Annotated in this window: 31 protein-coding genes; 3 read left to right on the plus strand and 28 right to left on the minus strand. The window is 37.0% G+C overall.

The genetic code is table 11. The features are described from left to right. The first annotated feature begins 5 nt into the window (after positions 1-5). Complete coding sequence (locus tag DF947_RS08525; RefSeq protein WP_109929306.1) at positions 6-581, plus strand: murein L,D-transpeptidase catalytic domain-containing protein; 576 nt, start codon at positions 6-8, stop codon at positions 579-581. A gap of 111 nt (positions 582-692) precedes the next feature. Here DF947_RS08525 and DF947_RS08530 read toward each other — a convergent pair whose 3' ends face one another. Next, on the minus strand, positions 693-1,889 hold the full coding sequence (locus tag DF947_RS08530; RefSeq protein WP_109929307.1) for a class I SAM-dependent methyltransferase: 1,197 nt from the start codon (positions 1,887-1,889) through the stop codon (positions 693-695). A 287-nt stretch (positions 1,890-2,176) separates the two neighbouring features. Between DF947_RS08530 and DF947_RS08535 the strand changes: the two genes are divergently transcribed. Together DF947_RS08535 and DF947_RS08540 are read left to right on the plus strand one after the other, a co-directional pair. Then, the gene (locus DF947_RS08535; RefSeq protein ID WP_109929308.1) at positions 2,177-3,913 is read left to right on the plus strand and encodes a GMC family oxidoreductase; all 1,737 of its coding nucleotides are present in this window, start codon (positions 2,177-2,179) and stop codon (positions 3,911-3,913) included. 1 nt (position 3,914) lies between these two features. Beyond that, complete coding sequence (locus DF947_RS08540; RefSeq protein ID WP_109929309.1) at positions 3,915-4,547, plus strand: gluconate 2-dehydrogenase subunit 3 family protein; 633 nt, start codon at positions 3,915-3,917, stop codon at positions 4,545-4,547. A gap of 121 nt (positions 4,548-4,668) precedes the next feature. On the opposite strand, the gene DF947_RS08545 is transcribed toward DF947_RS08540, so the two are convergent. The 27 genes from DF947_RS08545 to rplB form a co-directional block, all read right to left on the minus strand. Next, positions 4,669-7,635 (minus strand): glycoside hydrolase domain-containing protein, encoded by a 2,967-nt coding sequence (locus DF947_RS08545; protein WP_109929310.1) that lies wholly within the window; start codon positions 7,633-7,635, stop codon positions 4,669-4,671. A gap of 228 nt (positions 7,636-7,863) precedes the next feature. Continuing rightward, on the minus strand, positions 7,864-8,388 hold the full coding sequence (rplQ, locus tag DF947_RS08550) for a 50S ribosomal protein L17 (protein ID WP_109929311.1): 525 nt from the start codon (positions 8,386-8,388) through the stop codon (positions 7,864-7,866). A 99-nt stretch (positions 8,389-8,487) separates the two neighbouring features. Then, entirely contained in the window at positions 8,488-9,480 is a 993-nt protein-coding gene (locus tag DF947_RS08555) for a DNA-directed RNA polymerase subunit alpha (protein ID WP_056097531.1), read from the minus strand. Between the two features lie 85 nt (positions 9,481-9,565). Then, complete coding sequence (rpsD, locus tag DF947_RS08560) at positions 9,566-10,174, minus strand: 30S ribosomal protein S4 (protein ID WP_109929312.1); 609 nt, start codon at positions 10,172-10,174, stop codon at positions 9,566-9,568. Between the two features lie 61 nt (positions 10,175-10,235). Further along, on the minus strand, positions 10,236-10,625 hold the full coding sequence (rpsK, locus tag DF947_RS08565) for a 30S ribosomal protein S11 (protein ID WP_109929313.1): 390 nt from the start codon (positions 10,623-10,625) through the stop codon (positions 10,236-10,238). 150 nt (positions 10,626-10,775) lie between these two features. Next, the gene (rpsM, locus tag DF947_RS08570) at positions 10,776-11,153 is read right to left on the minus strand and encodes a 30S ribosomal protein S13 (protein WP_109929314.1); all 378 of its coding nucleotides are present in this window, start codon (positions 11,151-11,153) and stop codon (positions 10,776-10,778) included. Positions 11,154-11,222: 69 nt separating this feature from the next. Next, positions 11,223-11,339 carry a 50S ribosomal protein L36 gene (gene rpmJ, locus DF947_RS08575; RefSeq protein WP_010599887.1) on the minus strand — a complete coding sequence of 39 codons (117 nt, stop codon included), beginning with the start codon at positions 11,337-11,339 and terminating at the stop codon, positions 11,223-11,225. A 1-nt stretch (position 11,340) separates the two neighbouring features. After that, a complete protein-coding gene (gene infA / locus DF947_RS08580) occupies positions 11,341-11,559 on the minus strand; it encodes a translation initiation factor IF-1 (protein ID WP_010599888.1) in 219 nt (72 codons plus the stop codon). A gap of 71 nt (positions 11,560-11,630) precedes the next feature. Continuing rightward, entirely contained in the window at positions 11,631-12,416 is a 786-nt protein-coding gene (gene map, locus DF947_RS08585; RefSeq protein WP_109929315.1) for a type I methionyl aminopeptidase, read from the minus strand. A gap of 93 nt (positions 12,417-12,509) precedes the next feature. Further along, the gene (gene secY / locus DF947_RS08590; RefSeq protein ID WP_029278656.1) at positions 12,510-13,850 is read right to left on the minus strand and encodes a preprotein translocase subunit SecY; all 1,341 of its coding nucleotides are present in this window, start codon (positions 13,848-13,850) and stop codon (positions 12,510-12,512) included. Positions 13,851-13,858: 8 nt separating this feature from the next. Continuing rightward, on the minus strand, positions 13,859-14,305 hold the full coding sequence (gene rplO / locus DF947_RS08595) for a 50S ribosomal protein L15 (protein WP_109929316.1): 447 nt from the start codon (positions 14,303-14,305) through the stop codon (positions 13,859-13,861). A 103-nt stretch (positions 14,306-14,408) separates the two neighbouring features. Next, positions 14,409-14,588, minus strand: a complete 180-nt coding sequence (gene rpmD, locus DF947_RS08600) for a 50S ribosomal protein L30 (protein WP_109929317.1) — start codon at positions 14,586-14,588, stop codon at positions 14,409-14,411. 4 nt (positions 14,589-14,592) lie between these two features. Continuing rightward, entirely contained in the window at positions 14,593-15,111 is a 519-nt protein-coding gene (rpsE, locus tag DF947_RS08605; RefSeq protein ID WP_010599893.1) for a 30S ribosomal protein S5, read from the minus strand. A gap of 17 nt (positions 15,112-15,128) precedes the next feature. Then, entirely contained in the window at positions 15,129-15,482 is a 354-nt protein-coding gene (gene rplR, locus DF947_RS08610; RefSeq protein WP_109926338.1) for a 50S ribosomal protein L18, read from the minus strand. A gap of 5 nt (positions 15,483-15,487) precedes the next feature. Continuing rightward, positions 15,488-16,045, minus strand: a complete 558-nt coding sequence (gene rplF / locus DF947_RS08615; RefSeq protein ID WP_109929318.1) for a 50S ribosomal protein L6 — start codon at positions 16,043-16,045, stop codon at positions 15,488-15,490. Between the two features lie 19 nt (positions 16,046-16,064). Then, positions 16,065-16,463 carry a 30S ribosomal protein S8 gene (rpsH, locus tag DF947_RS08620; RefSeq protein ID WP_056869756.1) on the minus strand — a complete coding sequence of 133 codons (399 nt, stop codon included), beginning with the start codon at positions 16,461-16,463 and terminating at the stop codon, positions 16,065-16,067. Positions 16,464-16,606: 143 nt separating this feature from the next. Continuing rightward, on the minus strand, positions 16,607-16,876 hold the full coding sequence (gene rpsN / locus DF947_RS08625; protein WP_025145214.1) for a 30S ribosomal protein S14: 270 nt from the start codon (positions 16,874-16,876) through the stop codon (positions 16,607-16,609). Next, positions 16,876-17,442 carry a 50S ribosomal protein L5 gene (gene rplE, locus DF947_RS08630; protein ID WP_109926340.1) on the minus strand — a complete coding sequence of 189 codons (567 nt, stop codon included), beginning with the start codon at positions 17,440-17,442 and terminating at the stop codon, positions 16,876-16,878. The genes rpsN and rplE overlap by 1 nt, the downstream gene beginning before the upstream one ends. Continuing rightward, positions 17,439-17,780: a 50S ribosomal protein L24 gene (rplX, locus tag DF947_RS08635; protein WP_109929319.1), complete on the minus strand. Its 342-nt coding sequence runs from the start codon at positions 17,778-17,780 to the stop codon at positions 17,439-17,441. Before rplX ends, rplE begins: the two co-directional genes overlap by 4 nt. A 1-nt stretch (position 17,781) precedes the next feature. After that, a complete protein-coding gene (gene rplN / locus DF947_RS08640; protein WP_010599900.1) occupies positions 17,782-18,150 on the minus strand; it encodes a 50S ribosomal protein L14 in 369 nt (122 codons plus the stop codon). 1 nt (position 18,151) lies between these two features. Further along, positions 18,152-18,406: a 30S ribosomal protein S17 gene (rpsQ, locus tag DF947_RS08645; protein WP_010599901.1), complete on the minus strand. Its 255-nt coding sequence runs from the start codon at positions 18,404-18,406 to the stop codon at positions 18,152-18,154. Positions 18,407-18,419: 13 nt separating this feature from the next. Beyond that, positions 18,420-18,632 (minus strand): 50S ribosomal protein L29, encoded by a 213-nt coding sequence (gene rpmC, locus DF947_RS08650; RefSeq protein ID WP_109926341.1) that lies wholly within the window; start codon positions 18,630-18,632, stop codon positions 18,420-18,422. A gap of 74 nt (positions 18,633-18,706) precedes the next feature. Continuing rightward, positions 18,707-19,129: a 50S ribosomal protein L16 gene (gene rplP, locus DF947_RS08655; protein ID WP_010599903.1), complete on the minus strand. Its 423-nt coding sequence runs from the start codon at positions 19,127-19,129 to the stop codon at positions 18,707-18,709. A gap of 40 nt (positions 19,130-19,169) precedes the next feature. Beyond that, positions 19,170-20,021: a 30S ribosomal protein S3 gene (rpsC, locus tag DF947_RS08660; protein WP_109929320.1), complete on the minus strand. Its 852-nt coding sequence runs from the start codon at positions 20,019-20,021 to the stop codon at positions 19,170-19,172. Positions 20,022-20,028: 7 nt separating this feature from the next. Further along, positions 20,029-20,391, minus strand: coding sequence for a 50S ribosomal protein L22 (gene rplV / locus DF947_RS08665; RefSeq protein ID WP_109929321.1), 363 nt, complete (start codon positions 20,389-20,391; stop codon positions 20,029-20,031). Between the two features lie 7 nt (positions 20,392-20,398). After that, positions 20,399-20,665: a 30S ribosomal protein S19 gene (rpsS, locus tag DF947_RS08670; protein WP_010599906.1), complete on the minus strand. Its 267-nt coding sequence runs from the start codon at positions 20,663-20,665 to the stop codon at positions 20,399-20,401. Next, positions 20,665-21,489 (minus strand): 50S ribosomal protein L2, encoded by an 825-nt coding sequence (gene rplB, locus DF947_RS08675; RefSeq protein WP_109929322.1) that lies wholly within the window; start codon positions 21,487-21,489, stop codon positions 20,665-20,667. Before rplB ends, rpsS begins: the two co-directional genes overlap by 1 nt. Between the last annotated feature and the right edge of the window lie 16 nt (positions 21,490-21,505).

Genomic DNA, 21,505 nt, shown 5'->3' on the forward strand with positions numbered 1-21,505 from the left:
AAGGCATGAGAAATTGTTTAATGCTCATCATCCTTTTTACACTTACCAGTTTCAAATCAACCACTAACAATAAAATAAACGAGTCAAAAATTAATGAAGCTTTAACGTTTTGTAAGCAAAACAAAATGGATACTTCCATTTGCCTTTTTGTAGATATGAGCATTCATTCTGGCAAAAACAGAATTTTTGTTTACGATTTTAATAAAAAAGAAATCACAATCGAAGGTCTCTGTGCACATGGTATTGGAGGCGGAAGTACAGCAACCAAGCCAGTATTCAGCAACAAAGAAGGCAGTTATTGCACTTCATTGGGAAAGTATAAAGTTCAGGGCCGTTCGTACAGCAATTGGGGAATTAATGTTCATTATAAAATGTATGGACTGGAAAAAACGAACAGCAATGCCTTTAAACGAATTGTAGTTTTGCATTCCTATACACCGGTTCCGAGTCAGGAAATTTATCCTCAAACGTTGTTTGGGCAAAGCGCTGGTTGCCCAGTTTTATCTGATGCGACGATGCGGAAAATCGATGCTCTTTTAAAAACCAAGAAAAAGCCGGTTTTGCTTTGGATTTATGTTTAAGAAATTTAAAAGCCATCGTGATGACACAAACCATTTTACCATATAAGACATCGAAGAATCATATAAGCCATCTGTCTTATATTTTCTTATATGGTTCATTTTAAGATTAAATTACAATTCCAGCAATCTTTCCAAATGATGATAACCAATTCCGAAATATGCTTTGCTCTCTTTAATTTTATTTAATATCTCAGTACTCTTCTCTTTGTTCCTTATTCCTTGCTCTTTGCTCTTAATCCCCACTACCAGTACATTCTTCGGTGTATGCGCATCAGAAATAAATTCAAAAACCTTTGTTTTATAACCGAAGTATTCCAAAATCAAGGCACGAATTCCATCAGTAACCATTTCAGCCTGACGCTCCAGAAAGATGCCATATTTGGTTAAAAACGAAACATCGTTCTTCACTTTATTTTGTTCAATTTCCCTACGAATTTGTTTGTGGCAACATGGTGCAACTACAATTAGTTCAGCATTGGCTCTAATGCCTTTGAAGATTGCATCATCGGTTGCCGTGTCACAAGCGTGTAGTGCAATTAGCAAATTCACATCTTCAGCATTATAATCTTCAATCGTTCCCTGAACAAAATTCAATTGATCAAAAGACGATTTATCAGCCACTGCATTACATAAATCTACCATATCCTGGCGAAACTCAACGCCAACAACTTCTGAATTTAGATTTAAAACCGAATGCAGATAATCATACAATGCAAAAGTTAAATAACCTTTACCAGAACCCATATCGGCAACTTTTTTAATTGTACCCTCTGGCAGTTCCTTAATTAGAGAACTTAAAATCTCGATGTAATGGTTAATCTGACGGAACTTATCCTGTGCATTTTTGAAAACTTTTCCATCAGCATCTGTAATCTTTAATTCCGTTAAGTAAGATTTTGAATCAGGCTTAATCAACCTCGATTTTTCTTTATCATGGCTACCTGTCGGAACTTCTTTTGCAGACGCTTTTGTTTCTCTTAAAACAATTTTACCATTGTTCAACTCCTCAAAAATTAAATCCTTTTCGGTTGTAAACAATGTTCCGATTTTAAATCCGGTATTTAAGTATTCAGAAATTAGATTTACTCCTTCCTTAAATTCAAAGTTTTTAACTACATCCCGAGTTTTATATCGAAAAGTGAAAGCCAACTTATCTTCTCGCTTAATTAAAACTTTTCGAACAAGAATTTGCTTTAATGCCTCTTCCGAACCTTTATAATTACCCAAAGAAACTTTAACAAAGTTTTGTGATTTTAAGCTCAGTTCAAAGGCTGAAATAAATTGTTCTATATGTTCTGAAAATACCATCGATAAATTTTAAAAAACAAAGATAATCCAATTTATTTTGTCATCACCCAAAAGACCATAATGTAACAATTGCACGACTTTAAAAAAACTAATTATTCAAATCATTTTTGTAATTTAAAAGAATCATCTTTAAAATATTTACCAGCAACCTTTTACTAATACGATTTAGAAAACACCACAAGTAAGAATATGTAATCATTCCAAAATAGAAAATCATGTTGAATAAGCTTTTAATTCACAAATTTTAGCTTTAGATTAGAATATCATTTCATTTCTAACCATTATCTATGAGTGAATTTCAGATAAAAAAGTCGCCTATTGTGTATGATGCCATTGTTGTTGGCTCGGGCGCAGGAGGTGGCATGGCCGCTTATGTTCTTGCCAATGCAGGTCAAAAAGTTTTAATGCTCGAAGCCGGTCAATATTTCGATCCAAGATTAGATTCTCATCAGCTAAAATGGCCGTGGGAATCGCCTCGCCGTGGCGCGGGTACTGTTCGTCCGTTTGGAGATTTTGATGCTTCATACGGCGGCTGGGAGCTTGAAGGAGAACCTTACACCCAAAAAAATAAAACAGAATTCGAATGGTTTAGATCGCGAATGCTTGGTGGCCGCACCAATCACTGGGGAAGAATTTCGTTAAGAATGGGTCCGCAGGATTTTAAACCAACCGATGGCTTAACTGACGATTGGCCTATAACCTACAACGATGTAAAACCATTTTACGATAAGGTTGATCGTATGATTGGCATTTACGGAACGGTAGAAGGCTTAGAAAATGAACCCGATGGAATCTTTATGAAACCGCCGAAACCTCGTTTAAATGAATTATTCATAAAAAAAGGTGCAGAAAAAGCGGGCGTGAAAGTAATTACCGGTCGTGGAGCCGTAATGACGGAATCCATTAAGGGCAATAACGATCGTGCACCATGTTTCTATTGTGGTCAATGTGGAAGAAGCTGTAAAGTTTATGGCGATTTTTCTGCATCATCTTGCTTGGTTATTCCCGCCGTAAAAACCGGAAATCTAACTGTGATTACCGACGCAATGGTTAGAGAGGTAATTACCGATAAGGATGGAACTGCAAAAGGTGTTTCTTATGTTAACAGAAAAGATTTGCAGGAATATCAGGTAAATGGGAAACTTGTAATTTTGGGTGCCAGTGCCTGCGAATCTGCTCGGATTCTTTTAAATTCAAAATCTTCGGCACATCCTGGTGGTTTGGCCAATAGCAGTGGTGTAGTTGGAAAATATCTCCACGATTCTACAGGCGCAGGTGTTTATGGCTTTCTTCCACAGTTAATGGATCGGAAACGTTATAATGAAGATGGACTTGGAAGTGTACATATTTATTCCCCTTGGTGGCTTGATAATAAGAAATTAAACTTTCCTCGTGGTTACCACATAGAATATGGTGGTGGAATGGGTATGCCATCTTACGGATTTGGCGGAGGTGTTTCAAAAATAAATGGGATGGTTCCCGATCGAAATGGCAACAAAAAAGAAGCCGGCGGATATGGTAAATCACTAAAAGATGATTACCGCCGGTTTTACGGAACAAGTGTGGGTATGGCAGGTAGGGGAACAGCGATCGCTCGTGAAGATAATTATTGCGAAATCGACCCGAATATGGTTGATAAATATGGAATTCCAGTCTTAAGATTCAACTATACTTGGGCTAAGGAAGAAATTCTTCAGGCCAAGCACATGCAAGAAACCTTCCTTTCCATTATGAAGGAAATGGGTGCAGTGGTTACTTCTGAAATCCATGGTGCTGATACCAATTATGGCTTATTAAATCCAGGGAAGATTATTCATGAGGTTGGAACCATCCGCATGGGCGATGACCCTAAAAAATCGGCCTTAAATAAATATTGCCAGGCACACGATTGTAAAAATTTATTTGTTGTTGATGCTGGTCCATTTGTACAGCAGGGTGATAAAAATGCAACTTGGACCATTTTAGCCTTATCCATGAGAACTGCTGAATATATTTTGGCTCAAAAGAAAAAACAGAATATTTAATATGAATAGAAGAGAATCCTTAAAGGCCATTGGCCTAACCGCGATAAGTACGGCTGTTCTTGTTGAAGCTTGTAAACAACCTGAAACCAAAACAGAAATTGCCAAACCAGAAGAAACGGCCAAAGAAGCAGGCAGAGAACCATGGGAGATTGATAGAGATAAAAATCTAAAATCTGAAACGTTTTTTAATAAGCATGAGATGGCAACCATAACCGTTTTGGCTGATATCATTATCCCTAAAGATGATATATCTGGAAGCGCTTCAGATGCAAAAGTCCCTGAATTTATCGAATTTATTGTAAAAGACATTCCAGAGCACAAAGTTCCGATGCGTGGCGGACTTAAATGGTTAGATATTTACAGCTTTAACAAATTTCAGAAATCTTTTGTAGAAGCCTCGGAAAAAGAGCAAATATCCATTATAGATGAAATTGCTTATCCTGCAAAGGCAAGACCAGAAATGCAGGCTGGAGTTGCCTTTTTTAACAGAATGAGAGATTTAACGGCTTCAGGTTTTTACACAACTGAAATTGGCGTTAAGGATATTGGTTATGTAGGCAATTCTCCGAATCAATGGGCTGGTGTTCCGGATGATGTATTGAAGCAGTATGGAATGCAGAATGTGAAAATATAATAACTTATCGCCATTGCGAGGTACGAAGCTCCAAAGGAGTGACTATGTTACAATCCTACAACTATCGCTATAATTTAGCGCATTAAGATTGCTTCGTGCCTCGCAATGACGGTTTTTTGAGCTACTCCACTATCAAAATCAAACCTTTTCCCTTTTCTACAGAAATGGGTTCCCCATTTTTATAAACACCTGAACTCTGAAACTTATCAATTGCTGGTACCGAAATTTTTGCCTTACGCTCATCCAATCCTAATTTGCTCCAATCTATGGTTAAATTCACTTTAACATCGCTTTCTGCCCAGCTCGCAATGGCAATCATCGCTTTGCCTTGCTTTTTATAAACTGTAGCTAAAACCTTTGGATTATCGGTTTTAACAGGACAGTTATTGCTCCAGTAACCAATCATAGAAGAGCCCTTCATTCCGAAGTTGTCCCAAGCTTTCCAAAGTGGTTTTGGATCACTGCCTTCGCTCCAAGCTAACCGGCTCGTCATGCCATAAATCATTCCACGCCATTGATTCCCATCGTCCTGCAACATTTCACCCATTAAACCGAAAGGTATTCCGCTTACTTCAGTTAAAAAGAAATCTGGATTGTTTTTTTGGTAGTCGAAATATTCTCCAAACCAAAGGCGATTTAAATAAGGGAAATGCTCCATGTATAAAATGGCGCTATTATTAAAACCATCGCTTTTGTTGTACTGATTTGCAGAGTGTAAATCGATAATACCTGGATGCCCATTGCTTGTTAATACACGTTTAATCCGTTTCATGGTTACTCTATCAAAAGCAACATCATCAAGATAAACGCCATCAATCCCAACATTATTTGCCAACCAATTCATACCTTCAACATAATAATTGTGCCAGCGATTCATCCCACTGTTTATGATTGCAGCGTCTTTAATTTCCGGAACAAACCAAGCAGCGATGTAATTAGAATCCAAATGCTCTTGCAACCAGCTAAATCCGCCACCTTTTCCAGGAGAATATACCTCTGTGCCCAAACTTCTTAATGCAGGTAGTTCGTAGGCATGATTGGAAAGTTCGCGAACGGTATTATAAATTTTTACCTTTAAGCCTTTTGAATGTGCTTCATCAATATAGCTCTTCATTTTTTTCCATTCGATAAACGGATAATTGATCCAAGGATTAATTGGTGTAGCATGATGAATATTTACAACTGTTGCTCCAGTAGCTTTGATAGAATCTAAATCGCCATATTTATGGTAAAAGCGGTTTTCCCATTGAAAATCGGTATCAATTAAATGGAACGGGGTAATCAATAAGTTGAAATTATAATAAAGCACATCGCCTTTTTTCATCGTTCTGGCGCCTGTAAAATTATCGGCAAGCATTGAGCTTCCCTTGATGTTAATCTGGATTCCACCTTTATTTTCATTCCCCCAAGATTTCGGAAGTAGCAACGGCTTTTGTAAGTAGAAGTTTGTGTTGAGTGGGCGAACATAATTTTCATCCCTTAAATTGTAGTACAAGCCAGCATTTACATTGCCAACCCAAACAGCATCTTGATTTTTATGTGCTACATCCCATTTCCACTTTACAGTATCTGGTCTAATTCCGCCCTTTTCGCCCAAACCCATTAAATATTTTGTCGAACCTTTTTCGAAGGGGATATGAAAATCAACATTGCTAAAATCAACATCATTAAGCGCTGTAACTTTAACCACATAATGTACATAGCCATCAAATTCCAAACTGCCTTCTAAATCCATTTTAAGGTTAGCAGATGTATTAGTCGCTGTCCATTTTACCGTTCCAGCATCTTTATTCGTAATTTGAAAATTGCCCGGAACAAATTTTTCCTGCGTTTTAGGTGTATTGTAAAAATGGAAATGAATGGGTTCTGCCAGCAAATTGTTCGGCTTATCCGTATAAGCAGTCATCTCTGAATTAAAAAAAGTTTGAATCTGTTTAGGAAATCCATCAGCATTAATTTCGAACTTTCTTCCCAATAAGGATATTACGTTTCCCTCAACTGTTAAAGGTGTATAAGGTGCAACAACCGTGTTTTGTTGAGCTAGAGTAGAATTTAACCACGTTAATCGGGTTTGTTTATTTGGCGTTGCAACACCTGCATCAGCTAAAACATCATTCCCAATGGTTAGTTTAACATCAACCGCCTTTGTTTTTCCGTTGGCCTTAACATAGAATTTTCCATTGTACAACCCTGCTGAAGTATTCTTTGGAACATTTATAGTAATCCACAAAGCCTGAACTTGACCAGAAGCAACGTTAACGACCTGCTTTAATGGCTTGTTATCGTAACTTGTTCCATCGGTATTTATGCAGTTAATGTATTTTGAAGCAATGGTTTTACCAGTTGATGTTTTTAAATCGCCGAAAGCTACCTCAACATTTTTTAAATTGGTTAATGCAAATACGCCTAGCTGAAACGCATAATTTTCGCCTTTGCTTGCGGAGCCTGTAAAAGTATTTGTTGCGCCCTTTTGTATCCATCGATAAGGCAAGTTCTTTAGCATTTTAATTGGGTACATCCTATCCTCCGGAAAGACAATAAACGACTCGGCTTTATGTTTAGCTTTTAAGGCTTTTGTTTCCTTTGTGGTGGCAATAACCTCCATTGGATAAAAGGAATTAAAGGCATCGATAGATTGAATTTCGGTAACCACTGCATTTACAGGTGCTTCTTCGACGGCTTTTAACCAAGAACCTTCTCCGGCAACCGATTTTAAATATACTCCCTTTGGATAATTACTTTTTCCCTCATTTTTATAGGGCATGTAATAGATAAAATATTTACCTGCCACTTTGGTATTCAGGTAAATATCGGCAAGTTCCCTGGTTAAATTTAAGGCGACTGAGGGAATAACTTTTCCGTTGATATCTTGAACAATGATTCTTTTAAGCTCGGGATGTTCATCACGTCTACGCCAATCGATGCGCACATGGGCAATTTCCCCCTTGCCATTAAACTGGATTACCGCTCTATGGTTGCCCAAAGAATCTGGGTTCCAATCATTATTGCCATTGGTATATTTAAGAATTTGAGCACTAACCGATAACTGGCAAAGCACTGTGATCAATAGAAAAAGCCTAAATTTCATCTCGAATTTGTTTTAGGCTAATTTATACATAGGATTACTAAAAACAGTTATGTAATGAAAAAATGAGACAAACGTTTGTTTAATTAGTTGATTGGCTCAGTATTCAATTTCTAAGGGATTCTTCACTGCATTCAGAATGACAGAAAACAAAAAAAGTCCTGATCTTTCGAACAGGACTTTTTTAAATTTTCACTAAGCCCTCTCCTTTGGGGAGGATTTGAGTGAGGCTTATTCGCCTTTTTGTTCTTCAGTAGCAGGAGCTTCTTCAGCAGGAGCAACTTCTTCAGCAACTTCAGCTTTAGCTTCAGTAGCTTTAGGTGCAGCAGTAGTTTTACTTCTACCACGACGAGTTGTTTTCTTCTCTTCTTTAACTTCTACGTCTTTACCGTAAACTGTATTGTAATCTACCAATTCAATTAAAGCCATTTCAGCGTTATCACCTAAACGGTTGTTTAATTTAATGATACGAGTATAACCACCTGGACGGTTTGCAACTTTCTCAGCAATTTCGCGGAATAAAATTGTTACTACTTCTTTATCTTGTAAATAAGCGAACACTGTACGACGAGAGTGAGTTGTATCATTTTTTGATTTAGTGATAATTGGCTCAACATAAGTACGTAAAGCTTTTGCTTTAGCTAAAGTTGTTGTAATTCTTTTGTGCAAAATAAGTGATGAAGCCATGTTAGCTAACATCGCCTTTCTGTGGCTTGCGGTTCTACCTAAGTGGTTTACTTTTTTACCGTGTCTCATTGTTTTTTAATTGAGTGTATACCGTCTCTGTATTGAGGGAATTATACACTATGAAAAATTATGTTAATTTTTCTAAGTCCCCTTTAGGGGATTTAGGGGTTACTCTTCGTCTAATTTAAATTTAGACAGGTTCATACCGAATGATAAACCTTTTGATTTTACAAGTTCCTGTATCTCTGTTAAAGATTTTTTACCAAAGTTTCTGAATTTTAACATATCAGCAACGTCGTAAGAAACCAAATCAGCTAAAGTACGGATATCAGCAGCTTTTAAGCAGTTTAATGCTCTAACTGAAAGATCCATATCAACTAATTCAGTTTTAAGGATTTTACGCATGTGTAAAATTTCCTCATCAACTTCTTTAGTTTCTTCTTTTGCTTGAGATTCTAACACTAGGTTCTCATCAGAGAATAACATAAAGTGTTGGATAAGAATCTTAGCCGCTTCTTTTAATGCTTCTTCCGGATGAATTGAACCATCTGTAGAAATATCCAATACCAATTTCTCATAATCCGTTTTTTGTTCAACACGGAAGTTTTCAATTGTGTATTTTACGTTTTTCATTGGAGTGTAGATCGAATCGATAGCGATAACACCTACAACTGCATCAGCAACTTTATTTTCTTCAGCAGGAACATAACCACGACCTTTATTGATCGTTAATTCCACTTCTAAAGTAACAGATTTATCCATGTTGCAAATAACATGCTCAGGGTTTAAAACTGTAAAGTTGTTAGAGAATTTAGTAATATCACCAGCTTTGAACTGATCTTGACCGTTTACAATGATGAAAACTTTTTCAGCATCACCAGAATCACCAGTTTTTTTGAAACGTACTTGTTTCAAGTTCAAAATGATATCAGTTAAATCTTCTACAACACCTTTCATGGTAGAAAACTCATGAGAAACGCCTGAAAAACGAATAGTAGTAATAGCATAACCTTCTAACGAAGAAAGTAAAATTCTTCTTAAGGCATTACCAATTGTTACACCGAAACCGGGCTCTAAAGGACGAAATTCAAATATGCCATCGAAATCAGTTGATTTCTGCATGATCACTTTGTCTGGTTTCTGAAATGCTAAAATTGCCATTTATATTTTTTTAAATTCGTTATTGAATATATAGTAACATGAAAAAAGTTAATTACCCTTTTGAGGTAATTAACTAGATCATTTATTACTTTGAGTATAACTCGATGATTAAGTTTTCCTTAATGTTCTCTGGAATCTCGTCGCGTTGAGGATAAGTTAAGAACTTACCTGTTAACTCGCTAGCATTCCACTCCAACCAAGCAAATTTGTTAATTGTTCTGCCTGCAACTGAGTTACTAATTGATTCTAATGATTTTGATTTCTCACGAACCGCAACTACATCACCAGCTTTTAACTGATATGAAGGGATATTTACAACTTCACCATTCACGGTTACGTGTTTATGGCTAACTAACTGGCGTGCACCAGAACGGGTTGTTGCAATACCTAAACGGTATACTGTGTTATCTAAACGTGCTTCTAATAATTGAAGTAAGTTATCACCTGTGATACCTGCACGTGAAGATGCTTTTTTAAACAAGTTACTGAACTGCTTTTCTAATACACCATAAGTATATTTTACTTTTTGTTTCTCCATTAACTGGATTGCATACTCAGATTGTTTTCCTCTTCTTTTTGATGAGCCATGTTGCCCAGGAGGATAATTTTTTCTGTCTAACACTTTATCAGGACCGAAGATTGGTTCTCTGAATTTACGTGCGATTTTACTTTTTGGGCCTGTATATCTTGCCATTTTTTTCTGTTTTTAAAGTATCATCCAACCTGTAGCCGGAGATTCTTAGCTTTAAAATTAATTAAACTCTTCTCTTTTTAGGAGGACGACATCCGTTGTGTGGAAGTGGAGTAATATCTTTAATAGATAAAACTTCAATACCTGCTACTTGTAAAGTTCTGATTGCAGATTCACGACCTGAACCTGGCCCTTTTACAAATACTTCAACTTTACGTAAACCTAAGTCAAACGCTACTTTACCGCAATCTGAAGCTGCTTGACCAGCTGCATAAGGCGTATTCTTTTTAGAACCTTTAAAGCCCATTTTACCAGCTGAAGACCATGAAATGGTTTGTCCGCTGTTGTTTGTTAAGGTAACGATGATGTTGTTGAAGGTAGCATTGATATGAGCCTGACCAACAGACTCGATTACAACGATACGTTTTTTGGTTACTTTTTTACTCTTAGCCATTTTTGCTTTTAGATTTAGATGTGAGACTTGAGATATGAGCTTTTCTCTACCACGGCACTCAGCATCCTATTTTTTATCTTTTTAATCCAGATTTGAGGTAAGTATAAGATATGGTTCTCACATCTAAATCTCACAACTCATATCTATCAATTATTTAGTAGCTTTTTTCTTGTTAGCAACTGTTTTTCTCTTACCCTTACGAGTACGTGAATTGTTTTTAGTACGTTGACCACGAGAAGGTAAACCTTTTCTGTGACGTAAACCGCGGTAACAACCAATATCCATTAAACGTTTGATGTTTAACTGAACCTCTGAACGTAAAGCACCTTCTACTTTAATTTCATCGTTAATCATTGTACGGATTGCTGATAACTCATCATCAGACCAGTCTTGTACTTTTTTGTTTACATCGATTCCTGCAGTATTTAAAATACGTTGTGCAGTTGTTTTACCTATACCGTAGATATAAGTTAAACCAATCTCTCCTCTTTTGTTTCTTGGTAAATCAATACCTGAAATCCTTGCCATATTTATTTATCTTTTGAAGTAACTCCGAACGGCGGGCCACCGTTGTACGGTACATTACAATATTTTTAATTACCCTTGACGTTGTTTGTATTTAGGATTTTTCTTGTTAATTACGTAAAGTTTACCTTTACGGCGAATAATCTTACAATCAGCGCTACGTTTTTTAATTGATGATCTAACTTTCATTTTATTTATATCTATAAGTGATGCGACCTTTTGTTAAATCATACGGCGACATCTCTAATTTTACTTTATCCCCAGGAAGAATCTTGATGTAGTGCATCCTCATCTTACCTGAAATGTGCGCAATAATCTCATGTCCGTTCTCGAGTTCAACTCTAAACATCGCATTTGATAATGCTTCTCTTATTACTCCGTCTTGTTCAATTGAGGCTTGTTTAGCCATATTTTATTGATTGTTACTTAATTAGCTGCTTCTAAACAGGGTTGCAAAATTAAATAAAAATTTTTAATTTTTTATTTTTTTTGTTGTAAAACTTCTTCTATTATAGAAAACGTTGATAGAACGTCTGCTTTGCCCTTTTTTATTGCTATTGTGTGCTCAAAATGTGCTGATGGCTTATTGTCTTTACTGGTTACCGTCCATCCATCACTATGAAAATTAATACCTGCAACGCCTGCATTAACCATTGGTTCAATTGCGATTACCATTCCTTCTTCAAGTTTTGGCCCGCTACCACGTTTTCCATAATTCGGAACCTCAGGTTTTTCGTGAAGCTTTATTCCAACACCGTGTCCAACAAGTTCTCTTACTACACCAAATCCATTTGCCTCTGCGTATTGTTGAACAGCAAAGCCGATATCTCCGGTACGCATGCCTACAACTGCTTTTTCTATACCTAATTCCAGGCAACGCTTGGTAACTTCAATCAGTTTTTGTTTTTCTGCATCTACCTCACCAATGGAGAAAGTATAAGCCGAATCGCCAAAATAATTGTTTTTAATTACCCCACAATCAACCGAAATTAAATCACCCTCCTGGATTACATATTTGCTTGGAAAACCATGAACAACTTGTTCGTTCGGTGAAATACATAAAGAGTATGGAAAGCCGTTATAGTTTAAAAATGCTGGAATTGCTCCGTGATCACTAATAAACTCATAAGCTAACTTATCCAACTCATTTGTTGTTATGCCTGCCTTAATTACTTTTGCCACCTCGGCCAAAGTTTTAGAAACAAGTAAAGAACTTTCTCTTATTAACTCAACCTCTTCAAGAGATTTGTAATAAATTTTAGACATCCATCTTTGGTTTTGAATGAGTGAATCTTGAATGATTGAATAGTCTTAACTAAACTTCAATCATTCTAATATTCAAAATTCAATAATTTTAAATTACAACGCCGCGTTGCTACTTGCCGCAGGAACTCCTGTTCTACCAGTAACTCTGCCCGTTTTCATTAAACCATCGTAATGACGCATTAATAGATAACTTTCGATTTGTTGTAAAGTATCTAAAACTACACCCACTAAGATTAATAATGACGTACCTCCAAAGAAATGAGCAAACTCTTGTTTAATACCAAATTTAACAGCAAGAGAAGGCAATATTGCTATGATCGCTAAAAATACCGCACCTGGGAAAGTGATTTTTGAAATTACATCATCAATAAAAGTTGATGTTGCAAAACCCGGTTTAACACCTGGAATAAAACCACCATTTTTCTTCATATCATCACTCATTTGAGTAGGATTTACTGTAATTGCAGTATAGAAGAAAGTAAATGCGATAATTAAAAATGCGAAAGTTAAGCTATATGCCAACGATGTAGTATTGCTAAATTGAATTAACCATGAACCTTGCAACGAAGGAACAAATTGCATTAAAGCACCTGGTATAAACATTAACGCCTGAGCAAAAATGATTGGCATAACACCTGCAGCATTAACCTTTAAAGGAATGTACTGACGAACACCACCAAACTGGCGGTTACCAACTATTTTCTTAGCGTATTGTACAGGCACCTTACGTACACCTTGAACAATTAAAATGGTAAACATTACAACTGCAAACAAAGCAACAATCTCTAAAACTAATGCAACCGGGCCACCACCTTCACTAGATGAACCTACACGGGCACTAAATTCTTGACTAATTGCAACTGGTAAACGAGCAATAATACCAACCATGATGATTAGTGATGTACCGTTGCCAATACCTTTATCGGTAATTTTTTCGCCTAACCACATTACAAATAATGTACCTGCCGTTAATACAAACGTAGATAACACCAAGAATAAAGTATTTGGCAATAAAATAGCTTCTGCCGGAACTTGAGTTTTAACGTAACCTACAGATTGAACGATTGTGATCGCTACCGTTAGGTAACGCGTAATCTGGTTCATTTTTTTTCTACCACTTTCGCCTTCTTTTTGCATTTTTTGGAAAGAAGGAACAGCAATACCCAATAGTTGCACCACAATTGATGCAGAGATATAAGGCATTACCCCCAAAGCCAAGATAGACACACGAGAGAAAGAACCCCCAGCAAACATATCTAGTAAGCCTAAGATTCCTGATTTTTCGTTATTGCCTAAAGCTGTTGGATCTACACCTGGTAAAACCACGTGAGATACGAAACGGTATACCAAAAGAATTAAGAGCGTAAACAAGATACGCTCTTTTAATTCCTGAATTTTCCAGATATTACTTAAAGTAGTAAATAGCTTCTTCATTTAATATTTTACAATTTTACAATTGAACCACCTGCAGCTTCAATAGCTTTTTGTGCGGTTGCAGAAAACGCATGTGCTGTAATATCTAATTTTGCTTTTACTTCACCACGACCTAAGATTTTTACTAAGTCGTTTTTAGAAGCTAAACCATGCTGTTGCAAAGCAGCAAAATCGATTGTTGTTAAGCTAAATTTATCAGCTAAGTTTTGTAAAACATCTAAGTTTACACCTACATATTCTGTACGGTTAATTGGTTTGAAACCAACTTTAGGCACACGACGTTGTAAAGGCATTTGACCACCTTCAAAACCGATTTTGGTTTTGTGACCTGAACGAGAACCCGCACCTTTGTGACCACGAGTTGAAGTTCCACCACGACCTGAACCAGTACCACGACCAATTCTTTTACTGTTTTTAACTGAACCTTCTGCAGGTTTTAAATTACTTAAATTCATTTTTTTGAATTTGTGTTGCCCTTCGCTTTCACTAAACAGGTACAACGATTAAACATATATAAAGGTAGTATGGAATGTTTCCCCTACTACCTTCAAATAATTACTAGATACTTTCGATTGCGATTAAATGATTCACTTTGCGAATCATTCCAATGATTTGTGGAGTAGCCTCAACTTCTACACTTTGGTTCATTTTTGATAACCCCAAAGCTTGAACAGTTCTTTTTTGGCGTTCGCTTCTATCGATAATACTTTTTACCTGTGTTATTTTGATCTTAGCCATGATATTATCCGTTAAATACTTTGTTTAAATCTATACCACGAGTTTGAGCTACTGTATAAGCATCACGCATTTTCGTTAATGCATCAACAGTTGCTTTTACCACGTTGTGCGGGTTAGATGAACCTTTAGATTTTGCTAATACGTTATGAACGCCAGCACTTTCTAAAACTGCACGCATTGCACCACCTGCAATTACACCTGTACCTACTGCTGCTGGTTTGATTAAAACAAAACCACCAGAGAATTTACCGATTTGCTCGTGAGGAACAGTACCGTTTAAAATTGGAACTTTAACCAAGTTCTTTTTAGCATCATCCACACCTTTAGCGATTGCTTCAGTTACCTCTTTCGCTTTACCTAAACCGAAACCAACAACACCGTTTTCATCTCCAACAACAACAATTGCTGAGAAGCTGAAAGTACGACCACCTTTGGTTACTTTGGCAACACGTTGTATACTAACCAAACGATCCTTTAATTCGATATCGGTGGTTTTTACTCTTTTTATATTGATAGTTGACATCTTACTTTTTCTTCAGATTAAAATACTAAACCAGCTTCGCGAGCACCTTCTGCTAACGATTTAACACGACCGTGATATAAATAGCCGTTTCTATCGAAAACAACTTCTTTAACACCAGCTGCAATTGCTTTTTCAGCAACTAATTTGCCAACCGCAACTGATTGGTCACTTTTGTTTCCAGTTCCTGCAAAATCTTTCGATAATGAAGACGCTGAAGCTATTGTTGTACCGGTTACATCGTTAATTACCTGAGCATAAATCCCTTTATTGCTTCTATAAACAGATAACCTTGGGCGTTCTTCCGAACCAGTAAGTCTTTTTCTGATCCCTTTTTTAATACGATCTCTTCTTGATAATTTTTTACCTGCCATGATTATTATTTCTTAGATGCTGATTTACCTGCTTTTCTTCTTAACACTTCACCTACAAACTTGATACCTTTACCTTTGTAAGGCTCTGGAGCACGTAACGAACGAATTTTCGCAGCTACCTGACCGATCAATTGTTTGTCAATACTTTCTAAAATGATTTTAGGCGTTTGACCTTTTTCTGATGAAGTGGTTACTTTAATCTCTTCTGGTAATTGAAATACATAGTGGTGAGAATAACCTAAAACTAAGTCTAATGTATTACCTGTGTTTGTAGCACGGTAACCAACACCAACTAATTCTTGAGTTAATTTATAACCTTCTGTAACACCAACAACCATATTGTTAAGCAATGAGCGATATAAACCGTGTAATGCTTTGTGTTTCTTTTGTTCTGAAGGACGTTGAACTGTTAAAATTCCGTCTTCTTGACTTACAGTGATGTCTGCATCAACTGCTTGTGTTAATTCACCTTTAGGGCCTTTTACACTTACTACGTTATCATCTGAAACGGTAATTGTAACACCTGCAGGGATTGTAATTGGGGCTTTTCCTATTCTTGACATTGTGCTGTTCTCCTAATAATTAATAAACGTGACACAATACCTCACCACCAATATTTAATTTGGCTGCTTCTTTATCAGTCATTACACCTTTAGAAGTAGATAAGATTGCGATACCTAAACCGTTTAATACTCTTGGCATATTTTCAACACCAGCATAGTTTCTCAAACCTGGTTTACTAATTCGCATCAAAGTACGAATAGCAGGAACTTTAGTAATTGGATTGTATTTCAAAGCAATTTTGATTGTGCCTTGAACTGTAGTATCTTCAAACTTGTAGTTCGCAATGTAACCTTTATCGAAAAGAACTTTAGTAATTTCTTTTTTAAGGTTTGATGCAGGAATTTCTACAACACGGTGGTTGGCCTTAATGGCATTCCTTACTCTTGTTAAATAATCTGCTATTGGATCTGTATTCATTTTTTATTGTTTTTGATAGTGGTTTCCTGTCACCACCCGGCGATGGGACCTGCTATCGGTTAAAATTAATTTTTGAGTTATAGGTAATAAGTTATAAGTCGTAAGTATTACTTACAACCTATAACTTAAAACCTTAAACTATATTACCAAGATGCTTTTTTAACACCTGGTATTTTACCGTCTAGTGCCATTTGGCGAAACGTTACCCTTGAAATACCAAAGGTACGCATATAACCACGTGGACGACCAGTTAATTTACAACGGTTGTGTAAACGTACTGGAGATGAGTTTTTAGGTAATTTATCTAAACCCTCGAAATCTCCTGCAGCTTTTAAAACTGCACGTTTTTCAGCGTATCTAGCTACCAATTTTTGGCGCTTAACTTCGCGTGCTTTTACACCTTCTTTTGCCATTATTCTGCTGTTTTTTGATTTTTAAATGGTAATCCGAATTGCTTCAATAACTCTAAAGCTTCAACGTCAGATTTTGCCGAAGTTACGAAAGTTATATCCATACCTAAAATTTTATTGATTTTATCGATATTAATCTCTGGAAAGATGATTTGTTCAGTAACACCTAATGTATAATTACCTTTTCCATCAAATCCTTTATCGTTAATACCTTTGAAATCACGAATACGTGGTAAAGCTACAGAGATCAAACGATCTAAGAACTCGTACATATTGTTATCACGTAAAGTAACGCGTACACCTACTGGCATACCTTTACGCAATTTAAAGTTAGAGATATCTTTTTTAGACTGTGCCGGAACCGCTTGTTGACCAGTGATGGTTGACAACTCAACGATTGTAGTATCCATAATCTTTTTATCCGTAACCGAAAAACGACCTACACCTTGATTGATACAGATTTTTTCCAATTTAGGAACCTGCATTACAGTTTTGTACTGAAATTTTTCTTTTAATGCATTTACAACTTCTTCTTTGTATTTGCTTTTTAATCTTGGTGTAGCCATTATTTAATCTCCTCTCCTGAAATTTTAGCAACTCTAACTAATTTACCATCTGCGTTAAGTTTACGACCTACGCGGGTAGTTTTACCAGATTTTGGATCAACCAACATCAAGTTAGAAATGTGAAGAGCAGCTTCTTTTTTAATAATACCACCGTTAGGATTTGCAGCATTTGGCTTAGTATGTTTAGATACTAAGTTAACACCTTCTACAATGGCTCTGTTTTTATCTATTTGTACTGAAAGTACTTTTCCTTGTTGACCTTTTGAATCGCCAGCAATTACTTTAACTAAATCTCCTGTACGGATTTTAAGTTTTGATGGTGTATTTACTTTGTTTCCCATTTTATAATACCTCCGGTGCTAATGATACAATTTTCATGAATTGTTTTTCACGTAGTTCTCTCGCAACCGGGCCAAAGATACGTGTACCTCTTGGCTCATCCTGTGCGTTCAATAATACAGCAGCGTTATCGTCAAAACGAATATAAGAACCATCTTTACGACGGATTTCTTTTTTAGTTCTCACTACTACTGCCTTAGAAACTGTACCTTTTTTAATATTACCTGACGGTAATGCGCTTTTTACGGTAACAACTACTTTATCACCAATTGAAGCATAACGTTTGCCGGTTCCACCTAGCACACGAATTACCAATACTTCTTTTGCGCCGCTGTTATCAGCAACGTTTAATCTCGATTCCTGTTGTACCATCTTATTTAGCTCTTTCTAAAATTTGTACCAATCTCCAGTTCTTATTTTTACTCAAAGGACGAGTTTCCATAATCAATACTGTATCACCGATACCGCATTCGTTTTTCTCGTCGTGAGCCATAAATTTGGTAGTTTTCTTAACGAACTTACCATAAATCGGGTGCTTTACTTTACGCTCAACGCTCACTACAACAGATTTATCCATCTTGTTGCTCACCACCAACCCGGTTCTTGTTTTTCTTAATTGTCTTTCCATTTCGACTTTCAAATTAATTAGTTTCAGTAGCTGACTCAGCAAGTTTTACTTTAGTCAGTTCAGTATTTAAACGGGCTATGTCTTTCCTTACTTTTGAAATGCGTGAAGGATTCTCGATAGCTGAAATGGTATGAGAGAACTTTAATTTTGATAATGTCTCTTTTTCTTCCGCAATCTTAGCTACTAATTCTTCTTTTGAAAGCCCTGTGATTTCTGAATTTTTCATTTTTATTTTTCTTTTACGATTGAGTGTAGCGGTTATAATAAACAAGTATTTACAACATTCATCTCAACTCTTTACTATGCTTCTACGTAATCTCTACGTACTACAAATTTTGTTTGGATTGGTAATTTCTGAGCAGCTAAGCGTAATGCTTCTTTAGCAACTTCTAAAGGCACACCTTCAGCTTCGAAAATTACACGTCCAGGTCTTACTACTGCAACCCAGTATTCAGGAGCACCTTTACCTTTACCCATACGTACTTCAGCAGGTTTTTTAGTTACCGGTTTATCCGGGAAAATCCTGATCCATACTTGGCCTTCACGTTTCATGAAACGAGTTACGGCAATACGGGCAGCCTCTATCTGGCGACTTGTGATCCAAGTTGCTTCTAAAGATTTGATACCGAAAGATCCGAATGCTAACTCAGCTCCACGAGAAGCTAAACCCTTCATTCTGCCTTTTTGCATCTTCCTGAACTTCGTTCTTTTTGGCTGTAACATTTTATTTTGTTCTAATCGTTAAACGATGTTAATAAATCAATTATTTACGAGGACCTCTGTTAGCGCCTGCGCCACCACCTCTATTTGCTCCGGGACCACCTTGACCTGGGCCACGACCACCACCTTGGTTTCCACCACGTCTGTCGTTACCGCCGCCACGGCTATCTCTTCCACCACCTCTGTTATCTCTTCCACCGAATGCTGGTTTTTCTGACTGGCCTTTTGGACCGTTGTTTGCCGCACCAATGTTTGGAGACAAATCACGTTTTCCATAAACCTCACCTTTACAGATCCAAACTTTAACACCTATTTTACCATAGGTAGTTAATGCTTCTGCTAAAGCGTAATCAATATCAGCACGGAATGTATGCAAAGGCACTCTTCCTTCTTTGTACTGCTCAGAACGTGCCATCTCAGCACCACCTAAACGACCAGAAGTCATGATTTTAATACCTTCAGCACCCATACGCATGGTTGATGCGATAGAAGATTTCATTGCTCTACGGAATGAGATCCTTGCTTCTAATTGTTTAGCAACACCTTCTGCAACTAATTGTGCATCAAGCTCTGGGCGTTTAATTTCGAAGATGTTAATTTGAATTTCCTTTTTAGTTAATTTCTTTAACTCTTCTTTAATTTTATCAACCTCAGCACCTGCTTTACCGATTACGATACCTGGGCGAGCTGTGTGGATAGTTACAGTGATACGTTTTAACGTACGCTCGATAACTACTTTTGCAACACCACCTTTAGCAATACGAGCAGAAAGGTATTTTCTTATTTTCTCATCTTCAACTAATTTATCGGAGTAGTTGTTGCCACCGAACCAGTTAGAATCCCATCCTTTGATAATTCCTAACCTGGCACCTATTGGATTTGCTTTTTGTCCCATTTCCTAATTAGTTTTGAGTTGTTTCTGTGTTTTTACTATCTACAATCAGCGTTACGTGGTTAGAACGTTTACGAATTCTATATCCACGGCCTTGAGGAGCTGGACGTAAGCGTTTTAACTGACGGCCACCATCAACCATAATTGTTTTTACAAACAGTTGGTTTTCTTCAGGGCGAGCACCTTCATTTTTAGATTCCCAGTTTTTGATAGCAGATAATAATAATTTCTCAACTCTTATTGCTGCTTCTTTATTGGTAAACTTTAAAATGCTTAATGCTTTCTCTACACGTTCACCTCTGATAAGATCTACAACCAAACGCATCTTACGCGGTGAGGTTGGACAATTGTTTAATTTTGCTACTGCTTCCATTGTCTAATTATTTTTTCTTTTCAGCGTGTCCTCTGAATGTTCTGGTTGGAGCAAATTCTCCCAACTTGTGACCAACCATGTTTTCTGTAACGTACACAGGGATAAATTTATTTCCGTTGTGTACAGCAAATGTATGATTCACGAAATCTGGTGAAATCATTGATCTGCGAGACCAAGTTTTGATTACAGACTTTTTGCCTGAATCATTCATAGAGTTTACTTTTTTCTCTACGTTATGGTCAATATAAGGTCCTTTTTTTATCGAACGAGCCATTATTTCTTCCTTCTCTCTATGATGTAACGATTAGAATATTTTTTAAGTTCTCTGGTTTTAAAGCCTTTAGCTAAAACACCATTTCTTGAACGAGGGTGACCACCTGATGATCTACCTTCACCACCACCCATTGGGTGATCGACAGGGTTCATCGCTACCGGTCTAGTTCTCGGACGACGGCCCAACCAACGTTTACGACCTGCTTTACCTAATACTTCGTTTGCGTGATCTGAGTTAGATACAGCACCGATAGTAGCAAGACAAGTAGTCAAGATTAAACGGGTTTCGCCTGAAGGCATTTTTAAAGTAGCATATTTACCATCGCGGGCAGCTAATTGTGCATAAGCACCTGCACTACGAGCCAATTGTGCTCCTTTTCCAGGGTGGATCTCCACGTTGTGGATGATAGAACCTAATGGAATGTTCGATAATTTTAAAGTGTTACCTACTTCTGGAGTTGCTGTATCGCCCGATAATAATACCGAACCTACTTGCAAACCTTCTGGAGCAATGATATAACGCTTCTCGCCATCTGCATAATGTAATAATGCGATGCGGGCAGTACGGTTTGGATCGTATTCTACAGTAGCTACTGTAGCAGGAACATCGAATTTATCGCGTTTGAAGTCGATTAAACGATATGATTTTTTGTGACCACCACCCATGTAGCGCATAGTCATCTTTCCTGTGTTGTTACGTCCACCAGACTTTTTTGATGATACAACCAATGATTTTTCGGGCTTGGTTGCTGTAATCTCCGTAAAGCTGGCACCAACTCTAAAGCGGGTTCCCGGAGTAACTGGTTTAAATTTTCTTAAGCCCATAGTTATAATATAATAA

Source organism: Pedobacter paludis, assembly GCF_003173575.1.
In the GTDB taxonomy this organism is placed as follows: Bacteria; Bacteroidota; Bacteroidia; order Sphingobacteriales; family Sphingobacteriaceae; genus Pedobacter; species Pedobacter paludis.